This window comes from Polaribacter septentrionalilitoris, assembly GCF_009832745.1.
GTDB classification, from domain to species: Bacteria; Bacteroidota; Bacteroidia; order Flavobacteriales; family Flavobacteriaceae; genus Polaribacter; species Polaribacter septentrionalilitoris.
Genome location: NZ_VRMJ01000005.1, coordinates 68515 through 88575 on the forward strand (window position 1 = coordinate 68515; position 20061 = coordinate 88575).

Sequence of the window (20061 nt, forward strand, 5' to 3'; positions counted from 1 at the left end):
TTCAAATTAACAAAAAATAGCAAGATATTACCCTACTAAAATTTGAAAAATACGAAAACCATTGAGTTTGGTTTTGTTGAACCTATAGAATCTATAGTTATTTTAAACTAAAAACTGAAACAAATCGGGTTTATCATTTAGGTAGTCACCATAGAAATTATTTGCTTTCATTCTTTTGATTAGAGGTGCTAAATCTTTAGCTGATTTTAGCTCTAAACCTACAACTGCTGCACCATTTGTTCTGTTACTTTTTTTAGTGTATTCAAAGTGAGTGATATCATCATTTGGCCCTAAAATTTCAGCAACAAACTCTTTTAAAGCACCTGCTCTTTGTGGAAATTTTACAATAAAATAGTGTTTTAAATTGGCATATAACAACGCTTTTTCTTTAATTTCTGCAGTTCTAGTGATGTCATTATTACTTCCACTTACCACACAAACTACGTTTTTGCCTTTAATTTCATCAGCAAAAAAATCTAACGCTGCAATACTTAACGCACCAGCAGGTTCTACTACAATTGCATCTTTATTGTACAAGTCTAAAATGGTTTGACATACTTTTCCTTCAGGAACTGTAATTACTTTGTGTAAATTTTCCTGGCAAATTGCAAAATTTAAATCACCCACTTTTTTAACTGCTGCACCATCTACAAAGGGATCTATTTTTTGCAAAGTAATATTTTTATTTTGCTGAATAGAAGTCAACATTGATGGAGCTCCTTCTGGCTCAACTCCAATTATTTTAGTTTCTGGAGACACATTTTTAAATACTGATGACAACCCAGAAGATAATCCTCCACCTCCAACAGGAACAAAGATATAGTCGATTTTTTGATCAGTTTGATTTAGAATCTCTAACCCAACTGTTGCTTGACCTTCAATAACTTTTTTATCATCAAAAGGATGAATAAAAAATTTATTTTTTGCATCACATTCTTGTTTTGCAGCATTATAAGCATCATCGAAAGTATCTCCTTCAATGACAATATTAATAAACTCTTCACCAAACATTTTTACCTGATTTATCTTTTGATTAGGAGTTGGTGAGGGCATAAAAATAGTTCCTTCTATTTGTAATAGCTTGCAAGATAAGGCTACACCCTGAGCATGATTTCCAGCACTTGCACAAACAATACCTCTTTCTTTTTCATCATCATTTAAAGAAGACATTTTGTTATACGCACCTCTTATTTTATAAGAACGTACTACTTGTAAATCTTCTCTTTTAAAAAAAATAGTAGCACCAAACTCTTTAGATAGGTTTGTGTTTTCACTTAATGGTGTTTTTAAAGCTACTCCTTCTAAATTTTGAGCTGCCTGTTCTACACTTTCTAAAGTAGGAAAATAGGTTTCTTTTGTTTGCATGGTTCAAAAGTAAAAAAGAAAACCTGTCAAACTTTTAAATCTGACAGGTTTATATTAAAATTGGGGGATTATAATTTCTTTATGCAGATTTTATCACTTTCATTGCTGTCATAGAAGCTCTTAATTGCTCTCCAACAATTTCTACTGGATGGTTTCTAATAATCTTATTAATTCTAATCAATTCTTGGTTATCAACTCCGTTTTCAGAACTAAATGATTTTCCAATAACATTTGTTGAAACTGTCTTCATAAAATCAGCTAATAAAGGTTTACAAGCATGATCGAATAAATAACAACCATATTCTGCAGTATCAGAAATTACACGATTCATCTCGAATAATTTTTTACGTGCAATAGTATTAGCAATTAATGGAGTTTCGTGTAAAGACTCATAGTATGCAGAGGCATCAATAATTCCTGATTCTGTCATTGCTTCAAAAGCCAATTCTACACCCGCTCTTACAAAAGCAACTAATAATGTTCCGTGATCAAAATATTCTTGCTCAGGGATTTCTTGGTCTGTGATTTCTTGCTTTTCAAAGGCAGTTTCACCAGTTGCAGCTCTCCAAGTTAATAAGTTTACATCATCATTAGCCCAGTCTTCCATCATAGTTTTAGAGAAATGACCAGTCATGATATCATCCATATGTTTTTGGAACAATGGACGCATAATGTCTTTTAATTCTTCTGATAAACGGAATGCCTCTACTTTTGCAGGATTAGACAATCTGTCCATCATATTGGTAATTCCTCCATGTTTTAAAGCCTCAGTTGTAGTTTCCCACCCATATTGAATTAATTTGGCAGCATAACTTGCATCAATTCCTTCTTCTACCATTTTGTCAAAAGATAAGATAGCACCTGTTTGTAACAAACCACATAAAATGGTTTGTTCTCCCATTAAATCAGATTTAACCTCAGCAACAAAAGAAGATGCTAAAACCCCAGCTGTGTGACCTCCAGTGGCAACTGCATAAGCTTTTGCTTGTGCCCAACCTTTTCCTTCAGGATCATTTTCTGGATGTACTGCAATTAATGTTGGTACTCCAAAACCTCTTTTAAATTCTTCACGAACTTCAGATCCAGGGGATTTTGGTGCTACCATAATTACGGTTAAATCTTTACGGATTTGCATCCCTTCTTCTACGATATTAAAACCGTGAGAATAACTTAATGTAGCTCCTTTTTTCATTAAAGGCATCACTGCATTTACAACATTGGTATGTTGTTTATCTGGCGTTAAGTTAATTACTAAATCTGCTGTTGGCAACATTTCTTCATAACTACCTACAGCAAAATTATTTGTTGTAGCATTAATGTAAGATTGTCTTTTTTGATCAATAGCTGCTTGTCTTAACGTATAAGATATATCTAAACCTGAATCTCTCATGTTTAGACCTTGATTTAAACCTTGTGCTCCACAGCCCACAATAACAATTTTCTTTCCTTTTAATGCGCTTACACCGTCTTCAAATTCTGAAGCCTCCATAAAACGACATTTTCCTAATTGTTCTAGTTTTTCTCTTAATGTTAATGTGTTAAAATAATTTGACATTGTTGTTTATTTAATTGTTTTTGATTGCTTGTAAAAGCGATGATATTTTCATTTCTTCTTTGGTAACTGCTATTAACCCTGATCTTGTATATTGCATAATGCCAAAAGGAGCTAATTGATGATATAACTCAACTATTTCTTCTTTTTTTCCTGATTTTTCTAGCACAAAAAATTCTCTATTTACAGTTACAATTCTCGAATTACTTTCTTTTATAATGTTCTGAATTTGACGTTCTTCGAACAATAATTCTGATTTAATTTTAAACAAACCTGCAATTTGATAAATAATTTCATCAAGATTGTGATAGTATGCTTTAATTACCTCTACTTGCTTTTCTATCTGACCAATAATTTTTTTGATGTTTACCTCATCCATATTTACAACAATAGTAAATTTAGAAACTCCTTCTATTTCTGATGGAGAGGTATTTAAACTCTCTATGTTAATGTGTCTTCTTTGGAATATTGCTGAAATTCTGTTCAGCAGTCCTATATTATTTTCAGTATAAATTGATACCGCGTATAATTGTTTTTCTTCTGTACTCATTTTATGTTCTTTAACTGAGACTTCTCGATACTATTTTTTTCATTCTTCAAAAAATCACTCGAAGTGACATTTCTTAAAACTTCCTATTCTAGACGAATGTCTGAGACACTGGCTCCTGATGGAATCATAGGAAACACATTATCTTCTTTTTCTACACAAACCTCTAAGAAATACGCTTCTTTACTCTCCATCATTTCTTTTACAGCTGGTGCTAATTCTTCTCGTTTTGTCACTTTTTTTGCCTTGATATAGTATCCTTCTGCAATTGCCACAAAATTTGGGTTTACCATTTCTGTAGAGGCATATCTTTTGTCAAAAAATAACTGTTGCCATTGACGAACCATCCCTAGGAAATCGTTGTTTAAGACCACTACTTTTACAGCTGCTTTTTGTTGAAAAATAGTACCCAATTCTTGAATAGTCATTTGGTAACCTCCATCACCAGAAATAGAAACTACTTCACGTTCTGGAGCTGCCATTTTTGCACCAATTGCTGCTGGCAAACCAAAACCCATTGTTCCTAAACCACCAGAAGTAATATTACTTTTAGATACGTTAAAATCAGCATATCTACATGCAATCATTTGATGCTGACCAACATCACTTACAATAGCAGCTTTACCTTCACTTTGAATGTTGATTTCTTTCAACACCTCAGCCATAGTTAAACCTTCTTTTGTTGGATATAAATCGTTTTTTATGACTTTATCGTATTCGATTTTATATAAATCCTTAAATTTTTGATGCCATTCGTCGTGAGAATTTTCATTTAATAATGGTAATAACATTTCTAAACTCGCTTTAGCATCACCTAAAACTGCAACATCTGTTTTTACGTTTTTATCAACTTCTGCAGCATCAATTTCAAAGTGAATTACTTTTGCTTGTTTTGCATAGGTATCTAAACTGCCTGTTACACGATCATCAAAACGCATCCCAATTGCAATTAAAACATCGCATTCATTGGTTAACATATTTGGCGCATAATTTCCGTGCATACCAACCATACCCACATTTAAAGGATGAGAAGTTGGAATTGCTGAGGCCCCTAAAATGGTCCAAGCTGCAGGAATCCCTGCTTTTTCAACAACTGCTTTCAACTGCTCTTCTGCCTTACCTAAAATTACTCCTTGTCCCCAAACAATTAATGGTTTTTTTGCTGAATTAATAATATTAGCAGCTTCTTCAACCTTTGTAATATTTGTTTCTGGAATAGGATTATAACTTCTTATTTGTGTACATTTTTTGTATGAAAAATCAAATTCATCAAATTGAGCATCTTTAGTAATATCAACTAAAACAGGACCTGGTCTTCCACTTTTTGCGATGTAAAATGCTTTAGCTATTGCTTCTGGAATATCTTCTGCTTTGGTTACTTGACAGTTCCATTTAGTAACTGGAGTTGAAATACCCACAATATCGGTTTCTTGAAATGCATCTGAACCTAATAAATGAGATGGCACTTGCCCTGTAATACACACCATGGGTGTAGAATCTATTTGTGCATCTGCAATACCAGTAATTAAATTGGTTGCTCCTGGTCCAGAAGTAGCCATTGCTACACCTACTTTTCCTGAAATTCTTGCATAACCTTGAGCAGCATGTGTTGCTCCTTGTTCATGACGTGTTAAAACGTGATGAATCTTACCTTGATATTTGTACAACTCATCATATACAGGCATAATTGCTCCTCCTGGATATCCATAAAGAATATCTACTCCTTCTTCAATTAAACACCTAACAATTGCCTCACTACCAGAAATACGGTCTGTAGTTTTGGTAGCTTTTTTTTGTGTTTTTATGGTTTGTGTATCCATATTATTTTTCTTTTTGGATTAGAGAACAAAGAGAAAAGAATTAAGACTTTGTAATATGTCATCTTTCTTCTTTTTCTACACTCTCTTTTCTCTATTTTTTTACAAATCTGTAACACATCCTTTAGATGCAGATGCTACTGATTTTGCATACTTGTATAAAATTCCTTTTTTATGTTTTGGCTCAGGAGCTGTCCAATTTGCTCTTCTTTCTGCCAATTCTTCATCAGAAATTAACACATTGATAGAATTATCTTCTGCACTAATTCTGATTTTATCTCCTGTTTCAATCAATCCAATAGCACCTCCATTTATTGCTTCTGGTGTAATATGCCCTACCACAAAACCATGGGTACCTCCAGAAAAACGACCATCTGTAATTAATGCCACAGATTTTCCTAAACCTGCTCCCATAATTAAGGATGTTGGTTTTAACATTTCTGGCATTCCTGGACCTCCTTTTGGACCTACATATCTAATGACGACCACATCTCCTTTTTCAACTTCTCCATTTGAAATTCCAGTATTTGCAGCTTGTTCACCATCATAAACGACGGCTTTTCCTTCAAACAATAAACCTTCGTTTCCAGAAATTTTTGCTACAGCACCTTCTTCAGCAAGGTTACCGTATAAAATCTGTAAGTTTCCAGATTTTTTTAATGCATTTTCTTTTTGATAAACAATGTCTTGTTCTTCAAATTCAATAGCTTCAACATCTGCTAAATTTTCAGCTAGAGTTTTACCTGTAACTGTCATACAATCTCCATGTAAATATCCGTTTTCCAACAAATATTTCATAATTGCTGGTATTCCTCCAATTCCATGAACATCTTCCATTAAGTATTTTCCTGATGGTTTTAAATCACCAATTAATGGAGTTTTATCACTTACTCTTTGAAAATCTTCTAATTTAAAATCGATATCTGCTGCATGTGCAATTGCTAAAAAGTGCAATACTGCATTTGTAGAACCACCTAGAGCGTTTACTAAAGTAACCGCGTTTTCTAAAGATTTTTTTGTAATAATATCTTTAGGTTTTAGATCTAATTCTAATAAATTTTTAATGGCTCTAGCATATCTTTCTGCTTCAGATAATTTATTTGGGTTTTCAGCAGGAATAGATGAATTATAAGGTAATGCAAACCCCATACATTCAATAGCTGAAGCCATAGTATTTGCAGTGTACATGCCACCACAAGCACCTGCTCCAGGAATAGACTTCTTTATAATTTCTTTATATTCTACTTCGTCAATTTCACCTGCAACTTTTTGACCTAAAGCTTCAAAAGCCGAAACAATATTTAATTTTTTTCCTTTGTGTTCTCCTGACGCAGTAGAACCTCCATACATCATTATTGATGGGCGATTTAAACGCAACATCGCCATAATTGATCCTGGCATGTTTTTATCACAACCCACAATAGCTATTAAACCATCATAACTCTGTGCATTCATAACTGTTTCAATAGAATCTGCTATAATATCTCTAGAAACTAAAGAGTAATTCATACCTGAAGTCCCCATAGAAATACCATCAGAAACGCCAATTGTATTGAATCCTAAACCGACCATATCAGCAATATTACACTCTACTTTGACTTCGTCTTTTAAACGATTTAAGTGCATATTACACGGATTGCCATCATAACCTGTACTGGCAATACCGATTTGTGCTTTCTGCATATCTTCATCAGTTAATCCTGCTGCATACAACATTGCTTGTGATGCTGGTTGAGATTCATCTTGTGTTAATCTGCTGCTATGTTTGTTTAGTTTCATTTACTATTTTATTCTATTTGTTGACTAAATTATTCTATTTCGCTATTTTTATTGCATAAAATTAAATATAATTCTTTACTTTCAAGTGTTAAAAAAACAACGTAAATTACTGTTTACTAAATAATTAACCCTATTCTAATATGATGTTCAATTGTTAAAATAAATGCAATAAAAAACCTTCCATTTTACAGGAAGGTTTCTATTTAAATATTATATATAAATATCACTTCCTTATCATGTCGTAATTATTACGATGACAACGATAATAGAAATAATATTTAAAATTTGTTTTTTCATTCTCTAACCAAATATTTGAAAATCAAATCTTGTTTTCCAAATAAAATTTTAATTATTTTAGATAATAGTGCTTTGCCCCATATGAATGTTTTTAAAATTCATATTACTATCTTCTTGATTCTGAATATAATCAGCAATAAAATCTCCAATTTTAGAGGTTAATGCCGCTGTTTGATTTTTAGCTTTTAAATCTTGTGTTGTAATTCCTAAATCTAAAGATTTATCTACAGCTCTTTGAATTGCATCTGCTTCTTCCTCTAAACCTAAATATTCTAACATCATTGCCGCTGACAATATTGACGCTAAAGGGTTTGCAATTTCTTTTCCTTTTGCTTGAGAGTAGGTTCCGTGAATTGGTTCAAATAAAGCATATTTTTCACCAATAGAGCTTGATGCCAACATACCAATAGAACCTCCAATAACAGTAGCAACATCAGATATAATATCACCAAAAAGGTTTTCTGTTAAAATAACATCAAACTGTGTAGGGTTCATCACAATTTGCATTGCAGCATTATCTATGAACATAAAATCTAAAGCTACATCTTTATATTCTTTTGCTATTTCAGTAACTGTTTTTCTCCAAAGTCTTGATGTTTCTAAAACGTTTGCCTTATCTATTAATGTTACTTTTTTGTTTCTATTCTGAGCTTCTTTGAAAGCTAAATGTGTAATTCTGGTAATCTCATCTACAGAGTATTGACATGCATCATAAGCTACTTTTTTATCTTTACTTAATTCTTTTCTACCAAAGTAGATTCCACCTGTTAATTCTCTAAAAATAGCGATATCTGTACCTGCTATAATATCTTTTTTAAGTGGAGAGTTTTTTAGTAATTTTTGATATGCTTTTATTGGTCTAATGTTACAAAACAATTCTAGTTCTTGTCTTAATTCCATTAAACCTTGCTCAGGTCTTATTTTAGCTGACGGGTCGTTATCAAACCTAGGATCACCAACAGCACCAAATAAAATTGCATCTGCTTCTTTACAGGTTCTTATGGTTTCTTCTGGTAGAGGAACTCCTGTTTTATCTATCGCACAAGCTCCCATTTGAGCTTCTTTGTATAAAAAAATATGGTCATACACTTCAGCAACAGCATCTAATGCTTTCTTTGCTTGATTGGTAACTTCAGGACCAATTCCGTCTCCGGGAATTACTGCAAATGTATATTTCATTTTCTACTCTTATTTGTCGTATCAAAGGTAGTTATTTATTTTAAATTAGTCGACTCAAAAATCACAACTACCTATGAAGACAAAGTTACTTTGATTGATGTATATTATTTATTTATGCTATTGCAACTTTAGAAGTTTTATTCACTTCTTTCATGATATTATGAATATCTTGATCTTTAACTTCTTTTTGTTGATCTGCAGTTCTTAAAAACTCTTGATAAGCAACGTCTAATTGTAATTTGGTTAATTCATAACCTATTTTCTTAGATCTGTAAGCTAATGCTGCTCTACCACTTCTTGCCGTTAATACAATGGCGCTTTCTGTAACTCCAACATCTTCAGGATCCATAATTTCATAAGTCTCTCTGTTTTTGATAACACCATCTTGATGAATTCCAGAACTGTGTGCAAATGCATTTGCTCCAACAATTGCTTTATTAGGTTGTACAGGCATCCCCATACTTTCACGAACCATTATACTTGTATCATACAATAGTTTTGTATTGATACTTGTTTCTAAATTTAAATATGGATGCTGTTTCAACACCATTACAACTTCTTCTAAAGCTGTATTTCCTGCACGCTCACCAATACCATTAATTGTACATTCTATTTGACGAGCACCATTAATAACGCCAGAAATTGAATTTGCAGTTGCCATACCTAAATCATTATGACAGTGGCAAGAAAGAATTACATTATCAATTCCTTTTACATTTTCACGTAAGTACTTCATTTTAGCTCCATATTCTTCAGGTAAACAATATCCTGTTGTATCTGGAATATTTAAAACAGTAGCTCCTGCTTTAATAACTTCTTCACAAACTCTTGCAAGGTATTCATTATCTGTTCTACCAGCATCTTCTGCATAAAACTCAACATCTTCTACAAAAGATTTTGCGTAAGAAACTGCTTTAACAGCTCTTTCAATTACAGCCTCTCTAGATGACTTAAATTTGAACTGAATATGAGAATCACTTGTTCCAATACCTGTATGAATTCTTGGGTGCTTCGCAAATTTTAAAGCTTCTGATGCAACTTTAATATCATTTTCTACAGCTCTGGTTAAACCACAAACTGTTGCATTTTTTACAATTTTTGCAATTTCTGAGACTGAATTAAAATCACCAGGGCTTGACACTGGAAAACCTGCTTCAATAACATTTACTCCGAGTAAGTCTAATCTTTCAGCAATTACTAATTTTTGCTTAGTATCTAACTTACAACCTGGAACTTGTTCTCCATCTCTCAATGTAGTATCAAAAATTTGAACCTTATTATCTTGCATAATTTATGTAAAGATTATCTTATTATATATCAAATGTATGTATAGAGATTAAAATAAATAGTTATTTTTACCATTCTATACGATTTCTAATTTCGTTTAAAAAAACATAAATACTTTATTATCAGTTTTTTATGAGTAAAAGTGTTACATCAGCCAATCAACAAAATGATGCTCTTTTTGTTTTAATTAAGTCTTTAACTAAATCTGAGAAGAGACAATTTAATCTCTATGTGGGTAGATTAGATGGCAATGTTGATGCTAAATTCTTCTCATTATTTAAATTTTTAGAAAAGTTAAAAACTTATGACGAAAAAGTAATTATTGGAAGCGGAATTGTATCTAAGCAACAATTATCTAACTTAAAAGCACATTTATACAAGCAAATTTTGATTAGTTTACGACTGAATCCCGCACATAAAAATGTAAGAATTCAAATTAGAGAGCAATTGGATTTTGCAACAGTTTTATATCAAAAAGGGTTGTACAAACAAAGTTTAAAACTTCTTGACAAAGCTAAAAACATGGCTTTAGATAATGAAGAAAAAAACATTGCTTACGAAATTGTTGAACTCGAAAAAGTAATTGAAACACAATACATTACAAGAAGTTTAAGTAATAGAGCAGATCAACTCTCAATACAAGCTAAAGATTTAAGTCAGCAAAATGTTATTGCCAGTAAATTATCTAATTTATCACTGCAATTGTATAGCCACTTACTACAAAATGGATATGTTAAAAATGAAGAAGAGTTAAAATTTATTGACAAGTATTTTAACGATAGAATGCCTAAGTATGATTATCAAAAATTAGGTTTTCGTGAAAGATTATGGTTAAATAAAGCGCATTTATGGCATAGTTTTTTAGTTCAAGATTTTCTATTAAGTTATAAATATGCTAGAAAATGTGTAGACTTATTTGATAGTCAAAAATTAATTAATCTTCACCCTGTTTTTTATTTAAAGTCAAAAAATTATTTATTAGAAGCTTCTTTTCTAGTTAAAAAAGTAACTACTTTTAAAAAGGAATTGATGCATTTTGAATCTGAAATTGACAAGAAGTTAATACCAATGAATACCAATACAGAACTCCTAATTTTCCTGTATTTCTATTCTAACAAATTGCATTTACACTTTTTGGAAGGTTCTTTTGAAAAAGGAGAATATTTGGTAGATGTAATCAATAATAAAATTTACAAATACAAAAACAGACTTGACAATCATTATGTAGTTTTACTCTATTATAAAATTGCTTGTTTGTATTTTGGAATGGGTAAAAACAGAGAATGTATTTCTTATTTACAGAAAATTATTAAGTCTAAAAACTTAGGTTCTGCAGAAGATTTACAATGTTTTGCTCGTATTTTAAATCTGATAGCACATTATGAATGTGGATTAGATTATGATTTGGAAAGACAATTTTTAGATACCTATAAATTCTTACTGAAAATGGAGAACTTACAAGAAGTTCAAAAAGTTTTCTTGACCTCTATAAGAGATTTAAGTGATGTTTTTCCGCATGAAATTAAAAACGAATTCAAGAAAATTCATACAAAGTTAAAAGTGTTCGAAAACCATCCTTATGAAAAAAGAGCGTTCTTGTATTTAGATATTTTGTCTTGGTTAGAAAGTAAAATCCAAAATAAACCCATTGCTTTAATTATTAAAGAAAAGACAAATCAATTAGCTAAGTAGTAAAAAAAACACATTTGAAACACTAATTTTTTAACAGATTAATATAAATTAGTTAAATTCAAGAAATAATCACTATTCAAAGGTAGAAAATTAAATAATACTGCTATTTTTGTCTCGTGAATCAATCGTATTTTCATATCAATTCAACTTCAACTACTTCTTTAGTGGTTACTTCTATGCGCACTATTACACGCACATCTACAACAATTACCCTTTAGGGGTTATACTATATTCATATCATAAAAGGTTATCTATTGTTTCGTAAAAATGAAACAAAATCAATAAAATATAAATTACACAAACTATTCATTACAAATGAAAGTATTAAAATTTGGAGGCTCATCCGTAGCAAATTCAGAAAACATAAAACAAGTTTTAGACATTATTGCTAAAGAAGCAAAAGATCAAAAAGTAGCAGTTGTTGTTTCTGCTTTTGGGAAAACAACTAATAAGTTATTAGCGGGTGCAAATGCTGCTTTAGATGATATTTTAAGCGCCAAAGAAACCATTGAAAGTATTAAAGAATTACATTTTGAGGTTCTGGATAATTTAATTTTAAAAAATACGAAAGAAGTTAATAAAGAAATAACTTACTTATTTGATAGATTATTATCTATATACGAAGGTATTTTTCTATTGCAAGAGTTATCTAACAAAACCTTAGCGAAAGTTTCTAGTTTGGGAGAGCGTTTGTCTTCTTTTCTAATAGCGTATGCTGCCAAAGAAAAGATAGACGCAACTCACCAAGAAAGTAGAGATTTAATTGTTACGAATAGTAACTACTTAAATGCTCAGGTAAATTTTAAAAAAACGAATAAGAACATACAAGATTTCTTTAAAAACAATTCTCATCAAGTTACCGTTTTAGGAGGTTTTATTTCTTCAAATTTAGACGGAGAAACCACTACTTTAGGTAGAGGTGGTTCTGATTTTTCAGCTGCTATTTTTGCTGCTGCTTTAGATGCTGATGAATTACAAATCTGGACTGATGTTAGTGGTATGTATACTGCAAACCCAAGAGTAGTAAAACAAGCTTTTGCCATTCCTGAGATTTCTTATGAAGAAGCAATGGAATTGTCGCATTTTGGAGCAAAGGTATTGTATCCGCCAACAATACAACCTTCGTTACGAAAAGAGATTCCAATTAGAATAAAAAATACATTTGATCCAGAAAACCACGGAACTTTAATTTCTAAAAATCCTAAAAACGGAAATGAAGTAAAAGGGATTTCTCATATCGAAGATATTAGTCTTATCACTTTAGAGGGTGGAGGAATGATAGGAATTCCTGGATTTTCGAAACGTTTGTTCGAAACACTTTCTCAAGCTAAAATTAATGTTGTTTTCATCACTCAAGCATCGTCAGAACATTCTATTTGTGTTGGTATTTATGATTCTGATGCCAATAAAGCTAAAGAACTTCTAGACGAAACGTTTAATATTGAGATTGATAGAAAAAAAATAAAACCTGTTCTAGTAGAAAATGATTTGGCAATTATTGCTGTTGTTGGAGAAAGCATGAAAAACTACCAAGGTTTAAGCGGACAAATGTTTAGTGCTCTTGGAAGAAATAACGTTAATGTTAGAGCAATTGCTCAAGGTTCATCAGAAAAAAACATATCTGCTGTTATTAATAAATACGATGCTAAAAAAGCTTTAAATACGTTGCATGAACAGTTTTTTGAAGAAAAAAACAAACAACTAAATCTTTTTGTGACAGGTGTTGGTAATGTTGGTGAACGTTTCTTAGCTCAATTGCATCAACAAAAGAAATTCTTAAAACAGAATTTAAAGTTAAATATTAGAGTCATCGGAATTTCAAATTCAAGAAAAATGGTTTTTGATAATTCTGGTATCGACCTAAAAAATTGGGCAACTCTTTTAGAGAATGGAGAACCTACAAGTTTGGACGGATTTTACAACAAAGTAAAAGAATGCAACCAAAGAAACAGTGTTTTTATAGACAACACTGCAAATCAAAAAGTTTCTGAAGTCTACGAAAAATACCTAAGAGATAGTATTTCTGTGGTTACTTGTAATAAAATTGCCTGTGCCTCAGATTTTGAAAATTACAAAACTTTAAAAGAGGTTTCTAAGAAATACAATGCTTCTTTTTTGTTTGAAACAAATGTTGGTGCAGGTTTACCAATTATTGATACGTTGAAAAACTTGGTCAATTCTGGTGATCAAATTCACAAAATTCAAGCCGTTTTATCTGGTAGTTTAAACTTTGTTTTCAATAATTTTAATGCAAAAACTACGTTTCATGACGTTGTTTTACAAGCACAAAAAGAAGGCTATACAGAACCAGATCCTAAAATTGATTTAAGCGGAGTTGATGTAGCAAGAAAAATTTTAATTCTAGCTAGAGAAAGTGGTTATCAATTAGAATTGGAAGACATTGACAACAATGCCTTTTTGCCAAAAGAGAGTTTAGAAACTTCAAATAATGATGATTTTTACGCATCACTAACAAAAAACGAATCTCATTTTCAAGAAATTTACAAAGCTGCTGCAGATAAAGATTGTCGTTTAAAATACGTTGCTGAATTTGTGGATAGAAAAGCAAATGTTGGTTTACAGCACATTCCATCAAATCATCCTTTTTACAATTTAGAAGGTAGTGATAATATTGTCTTATTTTTCACTGAAAGATATCCAGAAAACCCACTAATTATAAAAGGTGCTGGTGCTGGTGCAGATGTTACTGCTTCTGGTATTTTTGCGGATGTAATTCGAATTGCTAACAAATAGTTATTGGTTCTTAGTTTTTGGTTTTTGGCTGTGGCCTTAACTAAAAACCACGAACTACAAACCACAAACCAAAATAAATGGATTATTTAAAAATATTTGCTCCAGCTACAGTTGCCAATGTTTCATGCGGATTCGATTCTTTAGGATTTGCAGTTGATGAAATTGGTGATGAAATGACTTTTGTAAAAACACTTCGTAAAGGAGTAGAAATTACCGATATTACTGGTGCCAATTTAACATACAATGTTGATGAAAATGCTGCAAGTGCAGTGGTTAAAAAAATGCTATTAGATGCAGATGCAGATTTCGGTATTCAATTAACCATACATAAAGGTTTTTCTCCAGGAAGTGGTTTAGGTAGTTCAGCAGCAAGTGCTGCTGGTGCTGCTTTTGGTGCTAACAAGTTACTAGACAACAAATACTCTAATTTAGAATTGACAAAATTTTCCATGTTTGGAGAAGAAGTTGCTTGTGGTTCTGCAATTGCAGATAATGTTGCAGCTGCTATTTATGGCGGATTTGTATTAATTAGAAGTTATGAGCCTTTAGAAATCATAAAATTACCTGTTCCTGATGAATTAAGATTGGTGGCAATTCATCCACAAATAGAAGTAAGAACTGAGGATGCAAGAAATGTATTACCAAAAGAAATTGCTCTTAAAGATGCAGTTACGCAATGGGCAAATGTTGGTGGATTGATTAGTGGTTTACATGCTAAAGATTATAATTTAATTAGTAATTCTTTGGTGGATATAATTGTAGAACCTCATCGTAAGAAACTCATTCCTTATTTCGATGAAGTAAAAACTGCAGCTATTGATGCTGGCGCTTTAGGTGCTGGAATTAGTGGTTCTGGACCAACTATTTTTGCGTTGTGTAAAGGTGATGAAAGCATGAAAAATGTATATCAGGCTATTGAAAAAAGTTACCAAGATAAAGGAATTGATTTCGAATTATTTACATCAAAAGTAAATCAAGAAGGAATAAAAATTTTAAAATAGTTAATGGCTTTTAGAAATTGGTTTTTCAACTGAACTTTTAAACCAATCAAAAACTAAAAACTACGAACCAAAAACCAATAAAATGAACTATTACAGTTTACACCATAAATCACCAAAAACAACATTTAAGAATGCAGTTGTTAACGGAATTGCACCAGACAGAGGCTTGTATTTTCCTGAGTCAATTACGCCTTTATCAAAGAATTTTATAGACAATATTGCTAACTATTCAAACCATGAAATTGCTTTCGAAGCCATTAAACAATTTGTAGGTAATGAAATTCCTGATGAGAAATTAAAAGAAATTATTGCAGAAACTGTTTCTTTTGATTTCCCTGTTGTTCCTGTTGATAACAATATCGGAACTTTAGAATTATTCCATGGTCCAACTATGGCTTTTAAAGATGTTGGCGCAAAGTTTATGGCAAAATGTTTGGAGTATTTTAACCAAGATAATGATGATGAAGTAACGGTTTTAGTTGCTACTTCTGGAGATACAGGAGGTGCTGTTGCCAACGGATTTTTAGGTGCAAAAGGTGTAAATGTTGTTATCTTATATCCATCAGGAAAAGTAAGTGATATTCAAGAAAAACAGTTAACCACTTTAGGACAAAATATTACCGCTCTTGAAGTTGATGGAGTTTTTGATGATTGTCAAGAAATGGTGAAAACTGCTTTTTTAGATGATGAAATTCAAAAAACATTAACTTCTGCAAACTCCATAAATGTAGCACGTTGGTTGCCACAAATGTTCTATTTTTTCTTTGCATACAAGCAATTACACAAACAACATAAAGACCTTGTTTTTTCAGTTCCAAGCGGAAATTTCGGTAATATTTGTGCAGGAATTATGGCTCAAAAATTGGGTTTACCTATCAAACATTTTGTAGCTTCTACCAATGTAAATGATACAGTTCCTAATTATTTGGTTGATGGTATTTACAAACCAAAACCATCAAAAGCAACCATTTCTAATGCTATGGATGTTGGAAATCCAAGTAATTTTATTAGAATTCAACAACTATTCAACAACGATTTAAACGCGCTTAAAAGTGCTTTTTCTTCCTATAGCTTTTCGGATGATGAAACTCGTGAAACGATGAAAGAAATCTATAAAAATTCTGGTTATATTGCTGATCCTCATGGAGCTGTAGGTTATTTAGGATTACAAAAACATGGTTTGCAAGAACATGAATATGGAATCTTTTTAGAAACTGCACATCCTGTAAAGTTTTTAGATGTTGTGGAAGAAACGCTACCTGTTCAAGTTGCAATTCCAGAACAAATTAAAAAAGTAATTGACAAAGAAAAAGTAGCTATAAAAGCTGCTTCTTATGAAGATTTAAAAAATTATCTTTTACAATAATAAAAGTATAAAATTGAGAATAGTATTTTTTGAGGACGTAAAAACTAAAGTTTTTACGTCCTCATTTTTTTATTTTAAAATTAGTTTTCGTGTGGTTTGTTTATACCCATTGCTTATTTTTAATAGATATATACCTGAAGAAGCCTTATCAAAAAATAGTTTTTCAGAAAAATAACCTCCAACATTTGTAAATACTTTTTTATCAATTAGTCTTCCTGAAAGGTCTAATAATTGTATTGAGACTTTATTAGAATCTACAGTTTGTAAGTTTACTGTAAACTCTCCTTTTGTTGGGTTTGGATATAAATTAAATCCATCAAAAGTAACATCATTCACAGAAGCTGTATTATCAATAACTATTGTATAATCTTCTGTTTCTCCCCATTCTGTTAAATGATCAGAATCGCAAGCCCCACCTCCAGGTAAAATACTATCATCAAAGTATTCTATGAATATTCTCATTCTGGTTTCACCAAAAACTGCATTTGTAGGTACAGTTATGTTTTTGGTAGCTGTAGCTATTGGTGTTGTAAATTTACCTAAATCATACATTTCTGTATTAACATCAAATATAAAATCTCTGTTCCAATCTATATAAACAAAGCATTGATCTCTAAATCCATCAGTATCAAAGGTAACACTTACTTGGTGTGTATCTCCTCTTTTAACATTGGTTTTGATTGATGTAAAATCTTGATATCCGTCTACAGTATCGTTTCCAGAAGCATTATTAATGGTATTAAAGACAACCCTAGTTATATGTTCAGATCCACTTGCTTCATCAGTAAAAGTAGACGAGCAATAAGTAGGTGTTAATGTTTTAAAAGTAAAAGTATTCGAATAATTTCCTTCACTACAATTATTTTTCGGCTTTACTCTCCAAAAGTAAGTTGTATTTACAGACAAGTTAGTTAGTTCATAAGAATTTGTTGTAACATTTCCACTAGAAAATATATTTGCAAAACCAGAGTCTGTTGCTACCTGAACATCGTAACTACTGGCATTATCAGCAAAAACCCATTTTAAATTTGTATTTAAATCAACATTTATAGCGTTATTGATAGGTGATGTTAAATTCACTTCCCCTAAACTATCTGTTGTAATTTTTAAAGTAACAGCAAGGTTTTGAGTAACACTGTTAGAATTACCAACAACATTAATTATATAATCTTGAGCTGAAACACCATTTAAGTTAGAAACATTCATTGTAACATTACCATCACTACTTATAGAAGTGGGCGAAAAGGTTACTGTGGTATTAGATGGTTGACCAGTTGCTGATAAAGAAACATTTTCTGAAAAACCGTTTACAAAATTAAAATTTAAAGTATAACTAGCTGTTTGATTTCCTGAATTACAAGCTGACTGTAAGCCGCTTGTGTTAGTGATTTCAAAAGAGGGTACAGAAGATTCTATGGTAAATTCTGATGCATTAATATTATAAAATATATTATCTGCTGCCTGAACCATAATTCTTGCTTCAGTTGTTGGATTATTAGGTACTGTTATTTGCTCACTTCCGTCATTTGGTGTATTTGCTTTTAAAACAATAGGAAAGGTCAATCCACCATCTGTTGACAGTAAAATATTTACATTTTTACAATTAACAGGTGCTACATCAGATGTTCCTTTACTCCAAGTAACGGTTTCAGAAAAGCCAGATTTCCAAACTACTCCAGAAGCTGCCTGCGATACTACTTGAAAAGGAGTAATATCAACAACCGTAACTTTCATATCATCTCTTGAGATACCTCCACCACCATTATGATTATCTCTTACTGTTAATGCAAAATTCATTTCTCTTGCAACTGTTGATATAACTTCCCACGTAGAAGAAATACTACCTCCAATAACTGTCGCTAAATCAGGCATATATCTGTTTGGAGATGTTTTTGATGGTAATGATCTAAACAATGGACCTCCAGTACTTACTGAAGAAGGAGGCATGGTTGCTATTTCTACATCTGTTTGTTCCCAATTATAGGTTAAGCTAGAAATTCCATCAGAATCTGTAGCAGATCCTTTTAATATGAATGGTGTAGATTTGGGTATGCTATAATCTAAACCAGCGTTCGCTATTGGAGCAGTATTACCTGTAGCTGAAGAAGTATAACATGTTGCACTAGATTGAATATAGTTTAATATTTCTGTAATACTTACCGCATGAAAATGATCATCACCTTGAGTTTGCACGTTAGGAGCACAAATACCTGCATACGCCATAATTGTAGATCCACTACCAGGTTCTACTGCTGTACTAGACTCTCTATTACCGCTACAAGAGTTATTAAAAGTATGATTTGCTCCAAATTGATGCCCTATTTCGTGTATTACAAAATCAATATCATAAGCATCCCCAACTGGCGCTAACCTTCCTGTAACTCCCTGTGCTTTTGTTGATGTTTTACAAGCAGATCTAAATGCTGCTATACCAGCATTATCACCAGTACTAAAAACATGGCCAATATCGTAGTTTGCATTACCTATTTTACTGTCTATAACAGATTGAATTTCTCCAATTAAAACACCTTCATTTGAATTTGTTAAGTTATCTGTATTGGCATCTAAAAAAATAATTTGCTCATTATTATCTATTATTTTTAATTTAACTGATAAATCTTTTTCCATAACTACATTTACTCTTGTTATCGATGTATTCATTGCTGATAATACTGCAGCCTTTTTAACTGCTGTTGTTGCATTAGCGGGTATATTTTGTCTAGTTAAATGAAACTGAGCATACTCTCCTGTACACGCCAAAGCTAAACGAAAAGTTCTTAGAAAACCATTAGCACTCTCTGTAGAAAACACTGAGTTATTAGAAACACCTTCTTTAGATTCTTGAACCATACAGACAAACTCCTTATCTTCAAGGTTTAAATCTTCTCTTGAATAAGAAATATATTCTTTTTTATCTTTAGAATATGGGTCTACATACAGTGTCTTTTTTCCTGCAGTAAAAACTACAGCATGAAAACCATCTGTACCCATACTGATTTTAGCAATAGAATTAGGATTATCTATACCATAAGCAGTATAAGATTTAATCATTGGAAATTTATTAGCTAGTTCTAATGATAAACTCGATGTTTCTTCTACAATATATTCAGAAAAACCACCTTCAGAATTTGGTAAAGACAGTGTTGGTTTATTTTTTGTATTTATTTTATTAGAAAAACGTGTTGCATTAAAAGACAATAATTTAAATTCTTTTGGAAAGTTTGGCTTTTTTAAGATCTCCTTTTTTTGAAGGTGATAGGTTTCTTTGTTGATTTTAGCCCACACTTCTTGAGCATGCAAAGAACTTATGTTAAGCAAAGAAATTGCAAAAACAAAAAAAAGAAGTATTCTAATTTTCATAAATACGTAATTTAAAATAGATAAATACAGAATGTTTCAAATATAATGAAATAATTATCTTTGTA

12 protein-coding genes are annotated in these 20061 nt (G+C 31.5%); 4 read left to right on the forward strand and 8 right to left on the reverse strand.

Features of this window, described 5'->3' with window-relative positions; translation table 11 throughout:
* Nucleotides 1-102: 102 nt before the first annotated feature.
* The 7 genes from ilvA to FP421_RS00815 form a co-directional block, all read right to left on the reverse strand.
* The gene (gene ilvA / locus FP421_RS00785) at nt 103-1365 is read right to left on the reverse strand and encodes a threonine ammonia-lyase IlvA (RefSeq protein ID WP_159946625.1); all 1263 of its coding nucleotides are present in this window, start codon (nt 1363-1365) and stop codon (nt 103-105) included.
* 79 nt (nt 1366-1444) lie between these two features.
* Entirely contained in the window at nt 1445-2920 is a 1476-nt protein-coding gene (gene ilvC, locus FP421_RS00790) for a ketol-acid reductoisomerase (RefSeq protein ID WP_159946627.1), read from the reverse strand.
* A 10-nt stretch (nt 2921-2930) separates the two neighbouring features.
* Nucleotides 2931-3467, reverse strand: a complete 537-nt coding sequence (gene ilvN, locus FP421_RS00795) for an acetolactate synthase small subunit (protein ID WP_159946629.1) — start codon at nt 3465-3467, stop codon at nt 2931-2933.
* A gap of 83 nt (nt 3468-3550) precedes the next feature.
* Nucleotides 3551-5284, reverse strand: coding sequence for a biosynthetic-type acetolactate synthase large subunit (gene ilvB, locus FP421_RS00800; protein WP_159946631.1), 1734 nt, complete (start codon nt 5282-5284; stop codon nt 3551-3553).
* A gap of 99 nt (nt 5285-5383) precedes the next feature.
* On the reverse strand, nt 5384-7060 hold the full coding sequence (gene ilvD, locus FP421_RS00805; protein ID WP_159946633.1) for a dihydroxy-acid dehydratase: 1677 nt from the start codon (nt 7058-7060) through the stop codon (nt 5384-5386).
* A gap of 354 nt (nt 7061-7414) precedes the next feature.
* The gene (leuB, locus tag FP421_RS00810; RefSeq protein ID WP_159946635.1) at nt 7415-8536 is read right to left on the reverse strand and encodes a 3-isopropylmalate dehydrogenase; all 1122 of its coding nucleotides are present in this window, start codon (nt 8534-8536) and stop codon (nt 7415-7417) included.
* A gap of 112 nt (nt 8537-8648) precedes the next feature.
* Nucleotides 8649-9824: a 2-isopropylmalate synthase gene (locus FP421_RS00815; protein ID WP_159946637.1), complete on the reverse strand. Its 1176-nt coding sequence runs from the start codon at nt 9822-9824 to the stop codon at nt 8649-8651.
* 131 nt (nt 9825-9955) lie between these two features.
* Between FP421_RS00815 and FP421_RS00820 the strand changes: the two genes are divergently transcribed.
* From FP421_RS00820 to thrC, 4 genes are all read left to right on the forward strand, one after another.
* Nucleotides 9956-11515 carry a hypothetical protein gene (locus tag FP421_RS00820; RefSeq protein WP_159946639.1) on the forward strand — a complete coding sequence of 520 codons (1560 nt, stop codon included), beginning with the start codon at nt 9956-9958 and terminating at the stop codon, nt 11513-11515.
* 315 nt (nt 11516-11830) lie between these two features.
* Nucleotides 11831-14269, forward strand: a complete 2439-nt coding sequence (thrA, locus tag FP421_RS00825) for a bifunctional aspartate kinase/homoserine dehydrogenase I (RefSeq protein WP_159946641.1) — start codon at nt 11831-11833, stop codon at nt 14267-14269.
* Between the two features lie 77 nt (nt 14270-14346).
* Nucleotides 14347-15270 carry a homoserine kinase gene (locus FP421_RS00830; protein ID WP_159946643.1) on the forward strand — a complete coding sequence of 308 codons (924 nt, stop codon included), beginning with the start codon at nt 14347-14349 and terminating at the stop codon, nt 15268-15270.
* Nucleotides 15271-15352: 82 nt separating this feature from the next.
* Nucleotides 15353-16636, forward strand: a complete 1284-nt coding sequence (gene thrC / locus FP421_RS00835) for a threonine synthase (RefSeq protein ID WP_159946645.1) — start codon at nt 15353-15355, stop codon at nt 16634-16636.
* A 69-nt stretch (nt 16637-16705) separates the two neighbouring features.
* On the opposite strand, the gene FP421_RS00840 is transcribed toward thrC, so the two are convergent.
* On the reverse strand, nt 16706-19996 hold the full coding sequence (locus FP421_RS00840) for a reprolysin-like metallopeptidase (protein ID WP_159946647.1): 3291 nt from the start codon (nt 19994-19996) through the stop codon (nt 16706-16708).
* Nucleotides 19997-20061 lie beyond the last annotated feature (65 nt).